The 17,417-nt window shown below is 38.9% G+C and carries 15 protein-coding genes; 9 read left to right on the top strand and 6 right to left on the bottom strand.

Features of this window, described 5'->3' with window-relative positions; all coding sequences use genetic code 11:
• Nucleotides 1-63: 63 nt before the first annotated feature.
• Both H6G86_RS35650 and H6G86_RS35645 read left to right on the top strand, forming a co-directional pair.
• Entirely contained in the window at nucleotides 64-363 is a 300-nt protein-coding gene (locus tag H6G86_RS35650; protein WP_199338550.1) for an EVE domain-containing protein, read from the top strand.
• Between the two features lie 92 nt (nucleotides 364-455).
• Nucleotides 456-1,163, top strand: a complete 708-nt coding sequence (locus H6G86_RS35645) for a hypothetical protein (protein WP_190938316.1) — start codon at nucleotides 456-458, stop codon at nucleotides 1,161-1,163.
• 269 nt (nucleotides 1,164-1,432) lie between these two features.
• Here H6G86_RS35645 and H6G86_RS35640 read toward each other — a convergent pair whose 3' ends face one another.
• Entirely contained in the window at nucleotides 1,433-2,305 is an 873-nt protein-coding gene (locus H6G86_RS35640) for a three-Cys-motif partner protein TcmP (protein WP_190938315.1), read from the bottom strand.
• A gap of 169 nt (nucleotides 2,306-2,474) precedes the next feature.
• Between H6G86_RS35640 and H6G86_RS35635 the strand changes: the two genes are divergently transcribed.
• Nucleotides 2,475-3,449: an SPL family radical SAM protein gene (locus H6G86_RS35635; protein WP_190938314.1), complete on the top strand. Its 975-nt coding sequence runs from the start codon at nucleotides 2,475-2,477 to the stop codon at nucleotides 3,447-3,449.
• A 571-nt stretch (nucleotides 3,450-4,020) separates the two neighbouring features.
• Here H6G86_RS35635 and H6G86_RS35625 read toward each other — a convergent pair.
• The 3 genes from H6G86_RS35625 to tnpA all read right to left on the bottom strand — a co-directional run bounded on the left by H6G86_RS35625 (nucleotide 4,021) and on the right by tnpA (nucleotide 6,662).
• Nucleotides 4,021-4,872, bottom strand: a complete 852-nt coding sequence (locus tag H6G86_RS35625) for a class I SAM-dependent methyltransferase (RefSeq protein ID WP_190938312.1) — start codon at nucleotides 4,870-4,872, stop codon at nucleotides 4,021-4,023.
• Nucleotides 4,873-5,034: 162 nt separating this feature from the next.
• Nucleotides 5,035-6,051 (bottom strand): endonuclease NucS domain-containing protein, encoded by a 1,017-nt coding sequence (locus H6G86_RS35620; RefSeq protein WP_190938311.1) that lies wholly within the window; start codon nucleotides 6,049-6,051, stop codon nucleotides 5,035-5,037.
• A gap of 203 nt (nucleotides 6,052-6,254) precedes the next feature.
• Nucleotides 6,255-6,662: an IS200/IS605 family transposase gene (tnpA, locus tag H6G86_RS35615; RefSeq protein ID WP_199338549.1), complete on the bottom strand. Its 408-nt coding sequence runs from the start codon at nucleotides 6,660-6,662 to the stop codon at nucleotides 6,255-6,257.
• 24 nt (nucleotides 6,663-6,686) lie between these two features.
• Here tnpA and H6G86_RS35610 point away from each other — a divergent pair, with 24 nt between their 5' ends.
• The 4 genes from H6G86_RS35610 to H6G86_RS35595 all read left to right on the top strand — a co-directional run bounded on the left by H6G86_RS35610 (nucleotide 6,687) and on the right by H6G86_RS35595 (nucleotide 14,329).
• Nucleotides 6,687-7,946, top strand: a complete 1,260-nt coding sequence (locus H6G86_RS35610) for an RNA-guided endonuclease InsQ/TnpB family protein (protein ID WP_190938310.1) — start codon at nucleotides 6,687-6,689, stop codon at nucleotides 7,944-7,946.
• Nucleotides 7,947-8,092: 146 nt separating this feature from the next.
• Entirely contained in the window at nucleotides 8,093-10,495 is a 2,403-nt protein-coding gene (locus H6G86_RS35605) for a 3'-5' exonuclease family protein (RefSeq protein WP_190938309.1), read from the top strand.
• A 31-nt stretch (nucleotides 10,496-10,526) separates the two neighbouring features.
• Nucleotides 10,527-12,842, top strand: a complete 2,316-nt coding sequence (locus H6G86_RS35600; protein ID WP_190938308.1) for a GmrSD restriction endonuclease domain-containing protein — start codon at nucleotides 10,527-10,529, stop codon at nucleotides 12,840-12,842.
• A 50-nt stretch (nucleotides 12,843-12,892) separates the two neighbouring features.
• Nucleotides 12,893-14,329, top strand: coding sequence for a transglutaminase domain-containing protein (locus H6G86_RS35595; protein ID WP_190938307.1), 1,437 nt, complete (start codon nucleotides 12,893-12,895; stop codon nucleotides 14,327-14,329).
• 508 nt (nucleotides 14,330-14,837) lie between these two features.
• Here the strand turns inward: H6G86_RS35595 and H6G86_RS35590 are convergent.
• Nucleotides 14,838-15,404, bottom strand: coding sequence for a hypothetical protein (locus H6G86_RS35590; RefSeq protein WP_199338548.1), 567 nt, complete (start codon nucleotides 15,402-15,404; stop codon nucleotides 14,838-14,840).
• Nucleotides 15,405-15,428: 24 nt separating this feature from the next.
• Nucleotides 15,429-15,584 carry a hypothetical protein gene (locus H6G86_RS35585; RefSeq protein ID WP_190938306.1) on the bottom strand — a complete coding sequence of 52 codons (156 nt, stop codon included), beginning with the start codon at nucleotides 15,582-15,584 and terminating at the stop codon, nucleotides 15,429-15,431.
• Nucleotides 15,585-16,225: 641 nt separating this feature from the next.
• On the opposite strand from H6G86_RS35585, the gene H6G86_RS35580 reads away from it, so the two are divergent.
• Complete coding sequence (locus tag H6G86_RS35580; protein ID WP_242065141.1) at nucleotides 16,226-17,038, top strand: HNH endonuclease; 813 nt, start codon at nucleotides 16,226-16,228, stop codon at nucleotides 17,036-17,038.
• Between the two features lie 119 nt (nucleotides 17,039-17,157).
• The gene (locus H6G86_RS35575; RefSeq protein WP_242065140.1) at nucleotides 17,158-17,370 is read left to right on the top strand and encodes a hypothetical protein; all 213 of its coding nucleotides are present in this window, start codon (nucleotides 17,158-17,160) and stop codon (nucleotides 17,368-17,370) included.
• Nucleotides 17,371-17,417: the final 47 nt, after the last annotated feature.

The raw sequence follows: 17,417 nt of genomic DNA, 5'->3' as shown, positions 1-17,417 counted from the left end.
CAGAGAAGGGAAAATATAGTACACAGCGTATAAGATTTAACTCCAATTCTTCTGCTTAATTTTTTGTTACATACTTATAAATTTTTCCCACGGCTTACTTATGCGATCGCCGAAATTATCGAATCCTCTAAGAATATCGAAAACCCTACTGATATCGGCTATTGGATTGACACTAGTCGCGCCATGAATAAAACCTACTCCAAAATCCGCTTTACCAGCAAGTTGTTAGACAAGCCACTGCTACGCGAAGACCTCAAGCTTGACTCTGTGCTAAAGACCTTGATGGTGATTCGTCAGCCAAACGCTACAAATTACAAGGTTACACAACAGGAATGGCAACGTGTACATGAATTAAGAGGATAGCGATCGCTCATTCGTAAGGAAAAACTAACAGTAGAGGCGATCGCACCCCAGATAATTAAGTAAACATTGCAACAAACTAGAGAATTATTTATATGAGTGAACCTATTTCTTTAATGGCATTTTTCGGAGCTTCTAAAGGAGTTGTTGGCATTTCCATAAGAATAGCTAAATCTTTAAAACTAATAGAATCTTTTGAAAGTAAAGTTGATCTTTTAACGCAGATGGAATTTAATACTGCTTGGAAAACACTTATTCAGGCTTGTAATTCTAGCTCTTCTGATGAACAAAAGTCCTTTATTATTAATGATGCTAGGGATAGTTTTACTAAGGCTACTTGTCTTGAAAAAGGTGAGCGACTTTTTTATACTTACTTAGGATTAGCAATTTGCCATTATTTAACTGATGATATAAACAATGTTAAAACAGCTTTAATAGAAGCTACCAAGGTTAGTATATATAAGGATTTTTATCAACAAACACGAGATTCATATTTGGGTTTTAATAAGTATGGCATTAATACGGTTATAAATAGTTATAATCCTGTGAATATGGTAAATCTCATAAAAGGTCTATTCGCATATCCATTGCTGAAAGTACAAAAAATAGAAATTCAAACATATAACAAATCTAAAAGTGATTTAACTCACCATATTTTGAGAAAAATAAATGCTGAAGAAAAAATAATTACTCTGATAACAAAAGCTAATCAGCCAAGCGTTGTATTTACAACTTTAGAATCAAATTCATTGGAGTTAATAAATTTACAAAAGCAATGTATAGAAATAATAACTAATATTTAATTTTAAATATTTAGAGATTGCTTCCCTTATTCTTAGAGGAAGATGCACAAGCGATCGCATTCCCAGAGAAGCGTAGCTTTCCTACTTCTTAACAGTATTGGGTCAAATGAGGCGATTTATGACTGTTCTATATTTTATTTAAACGGCGATTCAGAGAGTTGTTAGGCTAAATTGCCAGAACCTTTGAACATGGGGGCGTAACTTCAAGTTGTCCACTAGTTGAAAACTAATACAAGCGATTGCTAAAACGAAAATTAGTTCTTTTACCTTCATGCTTTTAAGATATGTTGTGCAATTTTAATCGCTGTTTTTGACCCTTTGGGATTAGCAGATGCAAAACAAAGCAAGTACAGTGGACTATTACGCGAGTTACGTAATACAAGTGGATTTTCTGCAACTCCGGCAAATATAGTTTTTAATCTTTTTACAAAATACTTACCTATTGCCTCGCAATCTACAGTTTTTTCTTTTTGAGGACTGTTCTCGAATAAACTTAGTTGTCCTGTCGTTGTGTAAAAACTGTCAAACCAGTCTGTAGTTCCAAATGTTTCGTCAAGTCTTTTCTTTAAAGATTCTTTGATATTCCCATCTCTTGTCAGTAGCCTATTTATTGCAACTCCCAAAGGAAATAAATACCAAAGGTCAATGGCTTCAGTGTGAGCGATCGCTTCGATTGTTGACCAAGGTATTTGCATTCCAAATGGATCTAAAAATAGTACAGCACGATTAGCCCGCCAATTTTTATCACATAATGTTTTTAAATAACTATTTGCATCATCATTAACTATTTTAATATCTTGATTTTTGTCTAAAAATTCTACTTTTAGTTGCTCTAGATCGGGAATCTTGTTAATATCTTTCTCTATAAATATATATTTATTAAATCTTGGTTCTACTTGAAGTGCTATGCGCGCTGAACCATCCATAAATTGCTGTGATTCTTGGTCTATAAGTTCGGGCAGTAACAACTGATTTTGTTCTTCTGTATCTTTAAGAGTTCTGTATCCAGTCCCAGCAAATGCATCAATATAAGCGTATTTAAAGTTGTATTCTTTTAATATAGTTGTATAAGCAGGAAGATATTTACGAATTCTATTTAATTTTTCTTCTGTCCAATTACCACCAAAGATTTGCTTATTCATCGACTTACTTTTTTCTAGTAAATTAGACTTGGGTTAATCTTACAATTATATATCTAAATATTTTTATATCTAAAAAATGATATAATTTTTGTAAAAATAATGAATTAATTGTGATGTTACTATTTTTTTTGTTAGTTAAATTGTATGAATATCAAAGTGAGTGTATTATATGGTAGTTGTTAAAGGAACCGAAAAAGTAGTTAATCCACTTCAACAAAGTCAACTTAATAAAAAGGGACTGTGTGACTACGTAATTAACATTGCATCAGGTTGTTTGCATGGTTGTACCTTCTGTTATGTACCCTCAACTCCAGCCATCCGAGCAAGGCAATCACAACTAAAAAACAAAGGAGTTGATGACCCGCAAATGGACTGGGGGCAGTATCTATTTGTGCGTCAAGACATCCCCGAAAAGCTAGAGAAAATACTGAGCCGTAAGAAGGTTTGGCGAGAGACACCAGCAGGTCAAGGTGTAGTTTTGCTCTGCTCAGGTACTGATCCATATCAAAACAAGCAAACTGCAAGTATTACCCGTAGTGCTGTTGAGATTTTGTTAAAATATAACAAAAGAGTGAGAATTTTGACTCGTAGCCCTTTATGGGTAAAAGATATCGACATCCTTAAGCATCCTGATGTAATAGTTGGAATGAGTCTGCCTTACTTAAATGACGATTTAAGTCGGCAAATTGAACCTCATGCACCTTCACCAAGTTTGCGCTATGAGGCAATGCTCGAAGGTTACAAATCTGGGTGTCGGTTGTATGTTGCAGTTGCTCCCACGCCTCCCAATATGGCTTTAGATGATTTTAAAAGGCATTTGGAAAAAATGGTGCGTATCAATCCAGAGGTGATATTTTGGGAACCAATTAATGCCCGTGGTAGCAATGGGAAAAGAATGATGGCAGCAGGACTGGATTTTGCGGAGGCTGTTATGACTAAAAACTCATGGGCAGAATGTTTTATTAAGCAATGGGAATATATAGAAACTGCTGCAACTGAGTTAGGATGCCTCGATAAGCTTCATATTTGGGTTGATCCTGGATTAAAAGACTATGTAGATAGCAAGAAACTCAATCATTGGCTGTACAAACCAACAGTTGAAAATTGGAGCATCTCTAAAGATTCAGGGCACAAGGCAGCTTGATTTTTTATGTGATCGCGGTTCATTCAAGCGAACGCGCAGAGCGTCTCGTAGAGAGTAAACCCCAAGCGATGCAAAAGGAAATCCCAAGTGATTGCCTACGGTAGGCGAGTACGCCGGGAGCAGATTTACTATTTATTTTCTAGTACATTTCTAGCCAGTTGTGGTGAAGCGATGACCAAATACTGTGAATTGGCTGCTGAGTTATTGTATAGCATTGGGTCAACAACTGGCGGTTTGTGTCTGTTCTGTTGATCTCTCATTTAAACAGTAATTCAGAAGACAAGTTATGCCAAATTGCCAAAATCTCTGAACTTCAGTTTTTACAAGCTTTTATGTTTGTAGAGAGGAAAACGCACAAGCGATAGCATAACCGCAAGAGCGTAGCTGATCGCCCCACCTGTTTACGGTTGAAGCCGAGGTGTAGGATAACACAATTAGTTATGTTTGGCTCTCACCAATTGAGTGCGAATTTGTTTTTATAGATGATCTGGAATTTACCTAAGATTTCCTCAATACTAGTTAGACGATACATACACTTTCTGGAGCGATCCAGGGGCAAGCATACCAAAAGCTATAAAGTTATCGATTCTTTCCTCGCTGTAACCAAAAAAGAACGCCGCACACCTTTAATTTCGCGTGGGGTCAATTTGACAGCATATCGTCCGTAATTTGCTCTGATTTCTCCTGGTTGAATTACTGAAACATTCCAGCCGTGAGCAGCAAACAAGTTTTCTGGTTCGTCTGTACCGAAACGCCAATGCTTGCTAATCAAGCCATTCTGATGTTTAGTCCCAACCTGCCAGGACTTGACACTGACCAAATCAGCCCCCAAGTGACTGCCATCTGTACTCAACTGGCTAATTGTTTTGAGTAACTCATTAACTTCTGCTTCATTCAAGTACATCAACAGCCCTTCCATTAGCCAAAGTGTGGGTATATTGATGTCAAAGCTCTGTTGTAAAAGCAGATGTGACCAAGGTTGCGTTAAGTCACCTGCGATCGCCTGACGAAGGCAATTGGCAGGTTTATCTTGTAGGATTGCTTCTCGGTACTGGATTAATTCCGGTAAATCTAACTCGTACAACCGAGTTTGGGGTGGGAAGGGAAGCCGAAATGCCCTTGTGTCTAACCCGACTCCTAGAAAGACTAACTGTTTAACTTCGGGCAACACAGACAAAATGAAGTCATCAAAAAAGCGAGTGCGGACTGCAACAAACTGAATGCGAAGTGTACTACCAAGAGGATTATCGCTATCCTCCTGTTCCCATTTCTCCCGCCAAGCTTGCCCTGTCTCTCCGGCTAACTGTGCAGCTAAAGGATCGTCAAACAGGTGGTCTGGTCTGTCAGCTTCTATTGCACGTTTAGTTGCCATTATCAGTGCTGTGCGGCAAACTTCATCTTTAATTTTAGGCACATCATTCATTACTTTGGGTTTTAGCAGTTATCGTTGCAGTCCAATTGTCTCACCTTTGTTTATGTGTGATCTAGTATTAGTTGTAAAAATAGAGTGCTGATTATTAAAAAGATAACAGTAATCATTAATTAGTAAGTACTGAAATCCTGTTCATATTGATTTGTAAATCAACTAAATTCTAGTAAGCCATTTGGTTAGTGCTAAATCTGCTAGTGATTCTAAAGAGTTAGAAACATCGTTGTAACCTTGAGAAATTGGGACAGGCATAAATGATTTATGAGAAAGACTCCAATATAAATTTCCAGGACGTTTTTCTCGTGGTATGGCATCCCATTCGGATTGGAGTTTCATTCGCCCAAAACCTTCTGGTACATGACCTAGATGAGTAACTATTTCACCTTCTAACCATAGCCGTAACCGACCAATTACTTCTTTTTGCCGAGAGTTGGGAGTTGGCAACCACAAAAATAAAACTGGTTTATGAGATGCCCTTTGATAGCAAAGTTCAGCCACAGGTTTCGATTTACCCTTGCCATACCTGATATTATTTCTACCCTCAATTTTTTCCTTGATTCGCTCATCAAAGCTCAAAATTTTCTCTCGAAGCTTAAGAATTGCTTGCTGTTCCTCTGCTGAACAAGCACCGAGCCAATCTAAAAGCAATTGTGGTGTTTCTGAAATGCCATGTTTTGTACTGCTGAAACTCAACTCTTGATAGGAAATAGGAATTGACCAAGTTTGATTAGTGCTGATGTCTTGCAAACATAACTGGAACTGTTGATTGTCTTTGAATACTTGAATCTGCAATAAATCAATTTTGAGCAGATTATACTTGCAATCAATCAGATTATGTCTGTGAAATGAAGGTGCGGCAGCTATCAGTTTAACTGGTTGGTGATAGTCTATTTGTTCAGCAAAAGGTCGATCATCTAACAAATTATCATAATAACGGGTTAGCTGCTGGATAATATATCTATCTTCAGCGTTTTTTAGTTCTAAAATAACTAACTGTTTGCTCTCATTCAAAGCTAAGATATCGCAGAATTCGCCCTTAGCCACATACTGCCGTTTGAGAGGTGTAAAACTTAATAATCGCTGTAGATTCTCCCAAATAAAATCTTCTAAAGCAGCTTCGGACGCAAACTCCCAGCCCTCACCTGTTTTTCTTAAAGCAGCACCAGCCAGCATACTTTTGGGTCAACGTTAAAAAATCAAATTACAGTTAGCTTACCTTGATCAAAGTAAGATTGCGATCGCTGTGGAAAATTTTCATCGCATCAATACTGACTGCGACCATCTAAACCTCCGGGCTACTCCCGCCACATTGGTACTCCAATTGGCGGTGACGGGGGTAGTCCGGGCTGATTGAGTGGGGGTCAATCCCCCCGAAATCAGCAATCAGGACTACTTTGCTTTTCAACATAAGATTTAAGTTGCTCAAGGGTGACACCACCGCACGAAGCAACAAAGTACGCACCTGTCCAAAATACTGGCTTGTTATAGAACTGGTTAACGTGTTCATTAAACTCCTTGCGAATTAAACGACTAGAAACGGTTTTGAGGTTGTTTACGAGCTTGCTTACTTCCACATCCGGCGGATAACTGATAACCAAGTGAACATGGTCTGATTCTGCGTTGTACTCTGTAACCTTACTTCTCCACTTAGCGCAAGTACTCTCGAATATCTCTTGCAGTCGCTTGAGCATTGCTTGATTGATAACTTTTCTCCGGTATTTCGTTACAAGCACTAAATGAATATTTAGGCTATAAACTGCTCTGTGTCCTATATTGTAAGTCATGCCACCAAATGGTATTATGACTATATGCTACTAACTTACCAGTACAAACTCAATCCCACTCCCGAACAGATTGTCGTTCTTGAAATCTGGGGCGAGTTACTGCGTCGTCATTGGAACTACGCGCTAGGGGAAAGACTGGACTGGTTAAAACGTACAAGGTCACAAATTGACCGATGTAGCTTAGTTTCTGAGCCAATTGGTGAGATACCAGAGAAACCGGATTACTATACACAAGCTTCGTTACTCAAGCAAACCAAAGAACTATTCCCCGACTACAAAAGCATTTATGCCGATTGCCAACAACAAAATTTAATACGGTTGGACAAGGCATGGAAGCGGTGGTTAATACCTGATAAAAAAGGTAAGAGAGGAGGTAAACCACGTTTTAAAAAGCGAGGTAATATAAGTTCATTTACATTCCCTCGTGTTAATTCACCCAAGGCTGGCGCACATCTGGTAGGCAATACTCTCAAGCTGTCCAAGATTGGTGAGATTGAAGTTATCTTGCATCGACCAATACCAGATGGTTTTGAGATTAAGCAAGCGACAATTTTAAGTAAAGCTGATGGGTGGTATGTCAGTTTTTCTCTTGAAGATAAAACTGTACCTGAATTGCTACCGATTGACGAAATTAAAACGAATACTGGCATAGATGTCGGGCTGGAAAAGTTTTTAACTACTGCTGATGGACAAAGTATTGAAGTGCCACAGTATTACCGTAAGGCGCAATCTAAATTAGCCCGTCAGCAACACCAACTTGCTCGTAAAACCAAGGGGTCTAAGAATCACAGTAAGCAATCCAACAAAGTTGCAAAAACTCATTTGCACGTTGCAAGACAAAGGAAAGAGTTTCATTATCATGTCGCTCATTGGTTGGTTAATTCCTATGATTTGATTGTTTTTGAGAACCTAAACATTAGGGGATTGGCTAGGACACGATTAGCCAAGTCGATACTAGATGTTGCGTGGGGTGCATTCCTGGAAATCATGCAAGCAGTAGCGGTAAAACGCGGCAAGCTGACACTTGGAGTTGACCCTAGAGGCACGAGTATTAATTGTTCGAGTTGCGGCGAAAGAGTCGAGAAAACAATGTCCGTCCGTGTTCATAGTTGTTCTTGTGGATTGGTCATTGACCGCGACTGGAACAGCGCACTAAATCTTTTAAAGCGTGGGTCGGTTGGACTACCGATTCCTGGCTGTGGAGGCTTAGGGGATACCCAGCCTATGAAGCAGCAAGTCTCATTTGTGAATTTGAGATGCTCCCGCTACACTGCTTGCAGTTAGCGGCGAGAGTTGTCACTGAAAGACATTGATACTTGTCAGGTTATCTACTGATATTTTCCGATCTTACTTATTTAAGTGATACAAATTATACCCCTTTTAAAATACCTGTGTTAATTTTGCTATAGCTTACTCGTAGTCAGGGTTATATGGACTTTGTAGTTTTAGACACTGAGGGGAAACCGGAATTAAGTGAATTGGCGATAGTGGATAGTCAAGGACGGTTGATCTATGAAGGGTTTTCTAGTGATTATCCCAATCACAACAAGAATCTGCCTAACCTTAAAAGTCTCAAAACTCTGCTTACAGAGTTTCTGTCCCTTGTCCAAGGGAAGAAAATAGTCTGCCACTATGCCTTGCATGATATTGAGATACTTCAGTCCAGTTTTCGCCGAGTTGGTCTTTTTTGCCCCAAACTAGAATTTGAGTGTACTTGGGAAAAAGCAAAAAGTGTTTGGCCAGAGCTAGAAAGCCATTCCCTAGAACACCTGAGTAAGCATTTTAATTTGCAGGTAAATAACCGCTACTTTATTCGAGATATGGCTCATGCTGCTCGGTATGATGCTCAGTTTACTTACCAGCTTTATCGTCAGATGATGATTGAGCAATTAAAACAAAAGCCTAATCCATTTAGTGCAAGTCGGGTTGATACTCCGTTTCAGACTCACCCTGATTATTTTGCCACTTACCGCCAAGAATATCTTACTCTTGAGTCAATTTTGGCTGACATTAAACTAGATTCCAATCGTCAGAGTAAAGGAGTCGTAGTTATTGGAGAGCCGGGGACTGGTAAAACCCACTTGATGATGAGGCTAGCCAATGAGCGACTAGCCAGTAATCGACTATTATTTATCCGTCAACCGAACCATCCCAAAGCAGTGCTGCATCACATCTACAGCCGTATTTTGGAGTCCCTGGTACAGTCGGTTGGTTCTGCTACTCAATTGGACTACCTGATTATCAATAGCTTTTATAAAATTCTCAGTTTCCGAGTTACATCTCAAAAAGACCAAGAAATTATCAAAGCTCTACAAGATAAAAATTTAGATGGTCTTGGAGCCGAAGGAACTGGACGTAAGCGAGATTACTGGCAGCACATTGAAAAACGGATCTGTGAATGGTGGGCAGGTCATTATTCTTCTGGGGGTTTTGCTCTTGCAATCCTCAAGGGAATTGTTAAGTATTGTAGTTATACCGACCCACGACGGAAAGATATCGCTACCCGTTGGTTAGCTGCCAATATTTTATCTGGGGAAGAGGCAGAATTGGTGGGTTTGCCAAATTGGGGTGAAGACCTCAGCCAAGAAGCTTTTTCTTTAGAAGCAATTTCAGTTTTGGCTAAACTATCTATCTTGGATGAACCCTTAATCATCGTCTTTGATCAGCTAGAAGGATTGGGGCTTTCACATAACCGAGAAATCTTACTGAATTTTGGGGAAGCTATCAAGGAAATTTTTACTCACGTTCCTAATAGTTTAATTATTCTCAATATGTTTCCAGATCGATGGGAACAGTTTCAAGCTAGCTTTGATAACTCAATTATTGGTAGAGTCTCCCAGTACCAGATTTATTTACGTCAGCCAGATGAAACAGAACTTGAAGCGATTCTGCGGGTGAAGCTTCAGGCACTTGATATTCCTCTAGAACTATTATTTAGCTCTGAAGATTTGGAAGATATTCTTGGACAAAAGCCAATTCGAGGGGTATTGAACCGAGCAGCAGACTATTACAACTACAGGGTTCGTCAAATTCCTCTACCATCTGTCAAAGAAAATCTGCACAAACCTGATAGTAAAGAACAATTAGAACAACAGCTAAGAATTCTACAGCAGCAACAGCAAAAATTAACCGAAGGATTTCTTTATTTGGTTCAAGCAATACAGGAACCAAGATTGGTAGATTTGGCAAAGTTATATCAGCAGTTTCTCCCTGAGCCTCCCAAGCTTCAACTACATAATTCAGATAACATTATTGAATATTTAACTAGAAAGAAGGCTGAACTTGAGCAGCAGTATAGTAATCTTCCTATCATTTCTGATTATGATGACATGGGTAAACTAAAAACTATTGCTGAAGCTTTTAACCATATAAAGCCAATGAGACTAACTCAATATCGGTTGGGAAAGCGAGTTTTACCAGAACATATTGTGGTTGAGACTGGTAATAAAAATTATGTGATGGGGTTTCTTCAACTCGATCCAAGCACCACATCTTTTACCAGTCGAATTGCTAATTTCAATGAGCTAGTAAGTTTGCATCCTAATGACCGCTTTGGTTTATTCCGTGATGAGCGCATAACGCAAGTTAGAGGGAAAGTAGGTAAAGAACGAGTAGCTCAACTGAATAATTCTTCTAATGGTAGTTTTATTTTGTTTAGCAAACAAGACAGGATTTACTTAGATTTGACTTATCAAACAATTATCGACATTCAAAATAGAGATTTAGATGTTGATTTGGAGTTAGCTTTAAAGGTATTTATCACTTATCAAGAGTGGCATCACTGGCTATTTAGTATGTTTGGTTTTGCAAAATCTTTTGCACAAGCAGCATGAACATTGCAAGTTTTTCTATACAAAACAATTTATGAATATTACAACTATCCTCGACCAAATCGACATGGGCAGTATTGCCTTACCAGAGTTCCAACGGGGTTACGTGTGGAATCGTGACCAAGTGCGCGGGTTGATGAATTCGCTATATCGCAGACATCCCATTGGTAGCTTATTAGTGTGGGAAACTAAAACCGAACAAGCAATTGACCATGCTCGTGGCGATGGTAAGCTTTCCACAGGCACAGTTAAACTGCTGCTAGATGGGCAACAGCGCATTACCTCCTTCTATGGAATTGTGCGGGGTAAACCACCTCAGTTTTTTGATGGCAATGTGCAAGCTTTTACTGGTTTGTATTTCAACTTGGAAGATGAAATATTTGAATTTTACGCTCCCGTCAAAATGAAGGATAACCCTTTATGGGTAAATGTGACTGAATTGATGCAGCAAGGAGTAGGAGTTTTCATTGGGCATTTGCTCAAAATTCCAGAACTTAGTCTGAATTTGACTACTTACATTAATGCTTTAAATAAATTAGAAGGCATTAAAAATATCAATTTGCATATTGAAGAAGTCACTGGTGAAGACAAAACAGTTGATGTTGTTGTAGAGATTTTTAACACTGTTAATAGTGGGGGAACTAAACTATCCAAAGGTGATTTGGCACTAGCAAAAGTTTGCGCCCAATGGCCGGATGCTCGTAGTGAACTCAAAGCACGTCTGGCAAAATGGAATAAAGCAGGTTTTGACTTTCGTTTGGAGTGGTTGCTGAGGTGCATTAATGCAGTTATTACCGGAGAGGCAATGTTTTCCGCACTCAAAGATGTTAAGACTGCGACATTTCAAGACGGGCTATACAAGGCAGAAAAAGCTATTGATACCCTGCTCAACCTCATTTCTGGGCGTTTGGGACTCGACCACAATCGGGTACTCGGTGGTATTTACGCCTTTCCTGTCATGGTGCGTTACCTTGTTGCACGTGGCGGACATCTTAGAGATCACACAGAGCGCGACAAGTTACTTTACTGGTATGTACATACTTTATTGTGGGGACGGTACGCAGGCTCAACTGAGAGCGTTCTAGCACAAGATTTACACATATTGGAATCTGAAGATAATCCGCTAGACCAACTTATCGCCAACCTACGGCAAAATCGCGGAGACTTGGAAATCAAAGCTATTGACTTTCAAGGTTGGGGTATGGGAGCAAGATTTTATCCATTAGTTTATATGCTCACTCGTGTGCATCAAGCACAAGATTGGGATAGTGGCATCGAACTATCCAAACATCTTCTCGGTAAACATTGCTATTTGCAAGTCCATCATATTTTTCCGAAATCGCTACTTTCCAAAGCTCGATATCCCAAATCCGAAGTTAACGCGATCGCTAACCTGACATTTCTAACCCAAGAAACCAACCTTAAAGTCTCAAACCGACATCCCTCGGAGTATTTCGAGGCATTCGAGCAAACCCAACCGGGTGCGATCGCAACGCACTGGATACCGATGGAACGCAGTTTGTGGCAAATTGAAAACTACCGTGATTTCTTAACCGCACGTCGTGAGCTTTTAGCTCAAGCTGCTAATAAATTTTTGAATAGCTTACTCACCGGGGATATTCCAGAACCAAAAGCGACAGATTCTATTTTAGAAGAAGAAGCTGAAAGCTCTACTGTGGTTGTACCACTGGCTGAGGAACGGGTTCTGGAAGAATGTAATGTATGGGTGCAAGAGCAGGGATTACCGATGGGTGAATTAATGTACGAAATTGCTGATTCGACAGGAACAGTGAGTACAGTACTTGATTTAGCATGGCCCAATGGCTTGCAATCCGGGAAAAGTCAACCAGTTGCCCTGATAATTGATGCAGATCAGGAAATAGAAGAGGCTGCAAATCGTCTTAGTTATCGCTATTTTACGGACATAGACAGGTTCAAAAGCTATGTAATTCAAGAAGTTTTAGCTATTCAGTTTCCGTCAGTAGAGGATTACAAAAAAGCTTTTATCGCTATTAGTTGCGAAATAACGAATAGTCATAAAGCTATGCTAAGAGCGCATTATTACGCACCTGCACAAATTATTACTGCAACTGGATTAGCAAAGGCAGCTGGATATGAACATTTTGGTGGTGCAAATCTCCAATACGCCAGAATCGCAGAACTGGTTGCAAATTACTTAAGCTATGTGCCACCTGAACGCGACGACAATGGTAAACCATTCTGGTCGCTAATGTTGGCTTCGGGCTACTGGAAAATATTGGAAGATACCGAAAGTACTACTCAACGAGAATGGCAGTGGCAGTTACGGGAGCAGGTTAGTCAAGCTTTAGAAGATTTAGGCTGGGTATAAGCCAGGTATAAATCTTTCTAATTTAGTTACTCTCTGGAACATAAATCTATATGGCTATTCTCTTCCAACTTATTGGTAGATTAATCAAGTGGACTGCGATCGCTATTATCTACCTCACACCTGTTCTAGGTGTTTGGTTAGGATCTTCCCTAGCTGCTTACAATAACCGTTCTACTTCTTTAGCCGTACTAGCAGGGGTGTTTCTCTTTCCCATCTTACCTATGCTCTGGGAACTACGGGCACAAAGCAAGGGCAGTCGGAGCAAAGAGCGCATTTTGACTTGGGGCGATCGCCTGACGCTCAGAACCCTTGTAATCAACTTTGTGGCGATCGCTGCTTTATTAGTATGGCAACCGCGTTTGAGTTTTGTAGCTCTCTCAACGCGAGGCGACTGGATGCTGGGTGACTTGCAAGGGCAACCTGCACAGTTAATTCGACAGAATTTATTCAAGCTGGCAAATGGTTTGGGAGGAATGTATCTCAGCTTCAATAAAAATCCTTTTGAGCGTTACGATGACGGCAGTAGTAAAGTCCAACCACAACTCCAAACCGACCGAGATCCTTTTGAAAATTTAAAACAGGAAGATACTGCCAAACCACAGCCTGCTAATAATACCAATGGTTGGGCGTGGCAAGGTATGGGAATACATCCCGCAGTTGCTAATATGCCCAGCAGTGTAGAGACAAGTATCGCATCAGTTGCTCAGTATATTGTTAGTAAAGAATCAGATCCAGTACAGCGAATTAAAGCTCTCCATGATTACGTTGCAGATCGAATTGCATACGATGCTGAATCTTATTTTGCAGGGCAATATCCACCACAAGATGCCGAAACTGTATTTAGAACTCGTAAGTCTGTATGTGCCGGCTATGCAAAATTATTAGAAGCATTGGGTAAAGCAGCTGGAGAAGAAATCATTTATGTCGTAGGAGATGCACGGACTCAAACCAGCGACCTTAGCGGTCAAGGTCACGCATGGAATGCAGCAAGAGTAAAAGGACAATGGTACTTAATTGATGCTACTTGGGATAGCGGTTATGTTGATCGCTCATCAGGTTTTACAAAAAACTACCATACTGAATACTTAATGCCCCCACCAGAAGTTATGGTGATCAGCCATTTTCCGAAAGATCCTGCTTGGCAGTTGTTATCAAATCCATTACCGCTTGGTGAGTTTTTGCGCCAGCCGATGATGAAACCAAAGTTTTTTGCTGATGGCTTGCAACTTGTCAGCCCTGTGCGATCGCAGACGAATGTAGGTGATGAGGCAAAATTAGTATTGGCAAATCCGAAGAATGTTTGGTTATTAGCCAGTTATAACTCAAAAGGTGGAGGCAACTCCCAATCTTGTGGTCACGCGGTACAAGGCGATCAAGTTACGTGTAAACTTCCTGCCTCCGGTTCCTATGAAATGCGGTTATTTACCTCTACTGAAAGTCAAGGTAAATTTAATTATGTAGGGCAATTAGAGTTTAACAAGTCGTAAGAAATAATTTTAAACATTAAAATTAAGCTGAAAAAATATATAAGTTTGGACTATATGTTGTCAAGGGTCCAGAGTGAAGTATCTGACTTTTCACAGCAAGTCCTTAAGCCTCGAAAAAGCGTGACTTTTTTTGCAGGTTAATTCTCAATATCCTTAACTTAATGAAAATATTTAACGAAAAAATCAGGGCTTGAAAAACTCTCAGAATGGTCTTTTCTATATACCATGAAAAGTCAGAAGCTGTAACTTATTAAACGGCAAAATTCTAGCAGATGAGTGCTGCTTCTTCATTCTTTTTCATATCTTCTAATTGGGTACATTTTGCTTCTCCATTAAACATCTGCCTTGCCCAATGTTCGCAGTTATAGCTTAGTTTATTCCAAACTCTTCTTTCTTGATTTCTAGACTGTTTAATACGTCCTTCTAAATGGCTGTAAGGGATTACTTCTGGTAAATGCTCTTTAATAATCCAATCTGGAGAGTAGGCTGTTTCATGAACGTAACCAAATCACTTTTCGACAAGACTATTTTGAGCTTTAATGGTTGCACCTGTAAAAAAGTGTGCTACTCTAAAACCTTTTTGACTAGGTACAATGATTCCGTAATGTTCGTAATTTCTCTCCTTTTCATCTTTACATTTAATAGCCACAAGATCCCCTGGCTTTACAGGCTCACCATTAATATCAGTAATATCTGGCATTCTATCAAGGAGAGCATAGTAGTTAGACAATGAAACTATTTGAGACTCAGTAGCTTTGAATAAAGCCTCTATCCATTTTGGATCGCATTCCGATACTTTTTCTAAAATTTTATTGTAGATATCATTTATTTTTTGAAAATGATTAATCAGAGCTTTTACAGAGTTAAAATGCTGCTCTATATTATTTTGATGGAAACTAGTATTTATTTCTATTTCTAAACAATCTGATACCTTTTGACAAATATTTAAAATTTCTTTGTCTCTTGTATGTTTTGCAATTAGGCTTAATTCGTGGTGAATAGTACCATTATGAAGATGATGTTGAATTTCTGCAAATAAATTCAACATATTACCTGGATGTGCTTTACGCGACATAGGTGGAGCTTAGGGTTATAAAAATTAATCTTTGCTAGACTTGTACTTTTGTTTTTGTTCTACCTCTATTGATTCAATAAAAGCTTCTGAAACAATAGGAGCTATTTTTTGTAAAGTCTTTGAAGCTATACTTCCAACTTGAATAGCAGACGCTATATTACTTGGGTTTGAAATAGACATAGTACTAAATTATTTATAGTTTATTGATACAATATATATCATTAAATTATAAAAACGTAAATAGAGTAATTTTATAAAATATTAAATGTACTGTAAAGCAAAATAGTAAGAAAATAGGATAAACTACTTAAAACATTCTGTCTACTAAGCATTGAAGTAAAAAGCTCATGCTTTAGTTTTTGTAAAACTATCTATCGTTTATGATAGCTAAAATTTAGCTATACGGAGCTTGTCTCTAGCCATACGTTGGATAAGCTGCTAGTTACCATGTATTTCTACTAAACGCTTAATTACTGAAAAAGCTTTATCTTACATCTATTCACAGTTTTTGCATTTCAAGCACATTGAACCCTTTGATGAGCAACGAGCGCTTTTTTTGTTCAATTCAAGCATATAATACCAAACCTAAAAACTGGCTTATATAATGCTGATTGCTGTATCAAAAAAAATTTTTTCTAAATGGTTAATAAAATAGATTACACTAGAACTCAATTTTTAAGCTAACATCTAAATTTATAAATTCTTTACTATCTCTTTAAATATTCCTCTGAAAGTTCATGATTAATGCTGATGGGGTTCTTATGTTTGACGAGAGAAGCTGAACTAAATACTAAATTATCAAAACAACAGTTTACTAAAACATGGATTTCATCAACCAAGCACGAAATTTGGCGGATACGCTCAAAGATAAAGCGCAAGAAGCAGCAACTAATACAGCAAATGGGATACAAGAGGTTGTTGATGGAATCAAGAATACTACTATAGAAATTACCACCTCAAGTATTAATGCAATTACTGATTTACCTGCAACAGCACAGCAAGGTTTTCAAACAGTACAAAATATCAGTAAAGCATTTGAAACAACTGCTATTGGTGTGAGTACTTCGAGTCTGTCCATAGCTGAAGCATTGCAAAAGCTGCCTTCGACTGCGGCGGAATTAGCCGTAGAAATGCCCAAGATTGCCAATAGATTCAGGTATCGTGCTGGTCTAAGAGTAGGAGATTTACCTCGCTCTGACGCAGATGTAATGAAGCTTTTTGAGAAAATTCCTGGAACATCAAAGCTAGGAGCTAACGAACGGACTATTCGTGAATTCTTGAGCGATAAACATGGTAGCCATATCATTCCACGCTCTCAAGGTGGCTCAAATGGTGCTGACAACATCCTGTGGGAAGTGGGTGTTGATAATCTGCGTCGCGGAGCCAAGGTTATGACTGTTGGGGAGCAGTTTTATATTCGGGTTTACAATGCCGTAGATTCTATTGTCAGCAATTCAGGAACAATTGCTAAGTTGGGGATCACTGCTACAGGAACCGCTATTCTTACCCAAGTTATAGTCACAGCGATTTCATACTCCTTGGATCTTTATCGGGGCGATATTACTGTTGAAGAGTATAAAAATTTAATTGTAGAAGCGGCAAAGGCAGCAGGGGGAGCGATGCGATTTTGTTAGATCCCACTTTAATTCTCAGTTACAGAGCTATATTCTCAATAAAAACAGTTATTTGGCTGCGATCGCACCCTTAAATAGGTGATTTAGAACCTTAATTTTAAGCACCTCACAAAATCGCATTGCTCCCGGCAGCAGGTATTGCGACACCGATTGTTTTTCTGGTCTTAGTGGCTGTATTAGCGTTATTTCCAGAATTTACAGTTGTATTATCCGCACCAGTCGTTATTGCAGGTTTCAATGCCTTATTTGGCATCAGTATTGCGATGCCGATAGTACAAGGGAGCAATGCGGTTTTGTCAGATCCAGTAAAAAACAAGCGATCGCAAAAATAAAATCTAAGTAAGAAGTAACTTTATTTACTAAATATGTGCTGGTAGCC

The sequence above is a fragment of the Nostoc sp. FACHB-133 genome, assembly GCF_014698055.1.
Taxonomy (GTDB): domain Bacteria; phylum Cyanobacteriota; class Cyanobacteriia; order Cyanobacteriales; family Nostocaceae; genus Nostoc.
The sequence above is the reverse complement of the archived record's forward strand: the minus strand, read 5'-3'. Positions and strand labels throughout refer to the sequence as shown.

What these genes read in the sequence shown, in the direction of transcription:
- H6G86_RS35645 (WP_190938316.1), top strand. Translation starts at nt 456, where the DNA reads ATGAGTGAACCTATTTCTTTAATGGCATTTTTCGGAGCTTCTAAAGGA.
- H6G86_RS35640 (WP_190938315.1), bottom strand. Translation starts at nt 2,305, where the DNA reads ATGAATAAGCAAATCTTTGGTGGTAATTGGACAGAAGAAAAATTAAAT.
- H6G86_RS35635 (WP_190938314.1), top strand. Translation starts at nt 2,475, where the DNA reads ATGGTAGTTGTTAAAGGAACCGAAAAAGTAGTTAATCCACTTCAACAA.
- H6G86_RS35625 (WP_190938312.1), bottom strand. Translation starts at nt 4,872, where the DNA reads ATGAATGATGTGCCTAAAATTAAAGATGAAGTTTGCCGCACAGCACTG.
- H6G86_RS35620 (WP_190938311.1), bottom strand. Translation starts at nt 6,051, where the DNA reads ATGCTGGCTGGTGCTGCTTTAAGAAAAACAGGTGAGGGCTGGGAGTTT.
- tnpA (WP_199338549.1), bottom strand. Translation starts at nt 6,662, where the DNA reads ATGACTTACAATATAGGACACAGAGCAGTTTATAGCCTAAATATTCAT.
- H6G86_RS35610 (WP_190938310.1), top strand. Translation starts at nt 6,687, where the DNA reads ATGCTACTAACTTACCAGTACAAACTCAATCCCACTCCCGAACAGATT.
- H6G86_RS35605 (WP_190938309.1), top strand. Translation starts at nt 8,093, where the DNA reads ATGGACTTTGTAGTTTTAGACACTGAGGGGAAACCGGAATTAAGTGAA.
- H6G86_RS35600 (WP_190938308.1), top strand. Translation starts at nt 10,527, where the DNA reads ATGAATATTACAACTATCCTCGACCAAATCGACATGGGCAGTATTGCC.
- H6G86_RS35595 (WP_190938307.1), top strand. Translation starts at nt 12,893, where the DNA reads ATGGCTATTCTCTTCCAACTTATTGGTAGATTAATCAAGTGGACTGCG.
- H6G86_RS35590 (WP_199338548.1), bottom strand. Translation starts at nt 15,404, where the DNA reads ATGTCGCGTAAAGCACATCCAGGTAATATGTTGAATTTATTTGCAGAA.
- H6G86_RS35585 (WP_190938306.1), bottom strand. Translation starts at nt 15,584, where the DNA reads ATGTCTATTTCAAACCCAAGTAATATAGCGTCTGCTATTCAAGTTGGA.
- H6G86_RS35580 (WP_242065141.1), top strand. Translation starts at nt 16,226, where the DNA reads ATGGATTTCATCAACCAAGCACGAAATTTGGCGGATACGCTCAAAGAT.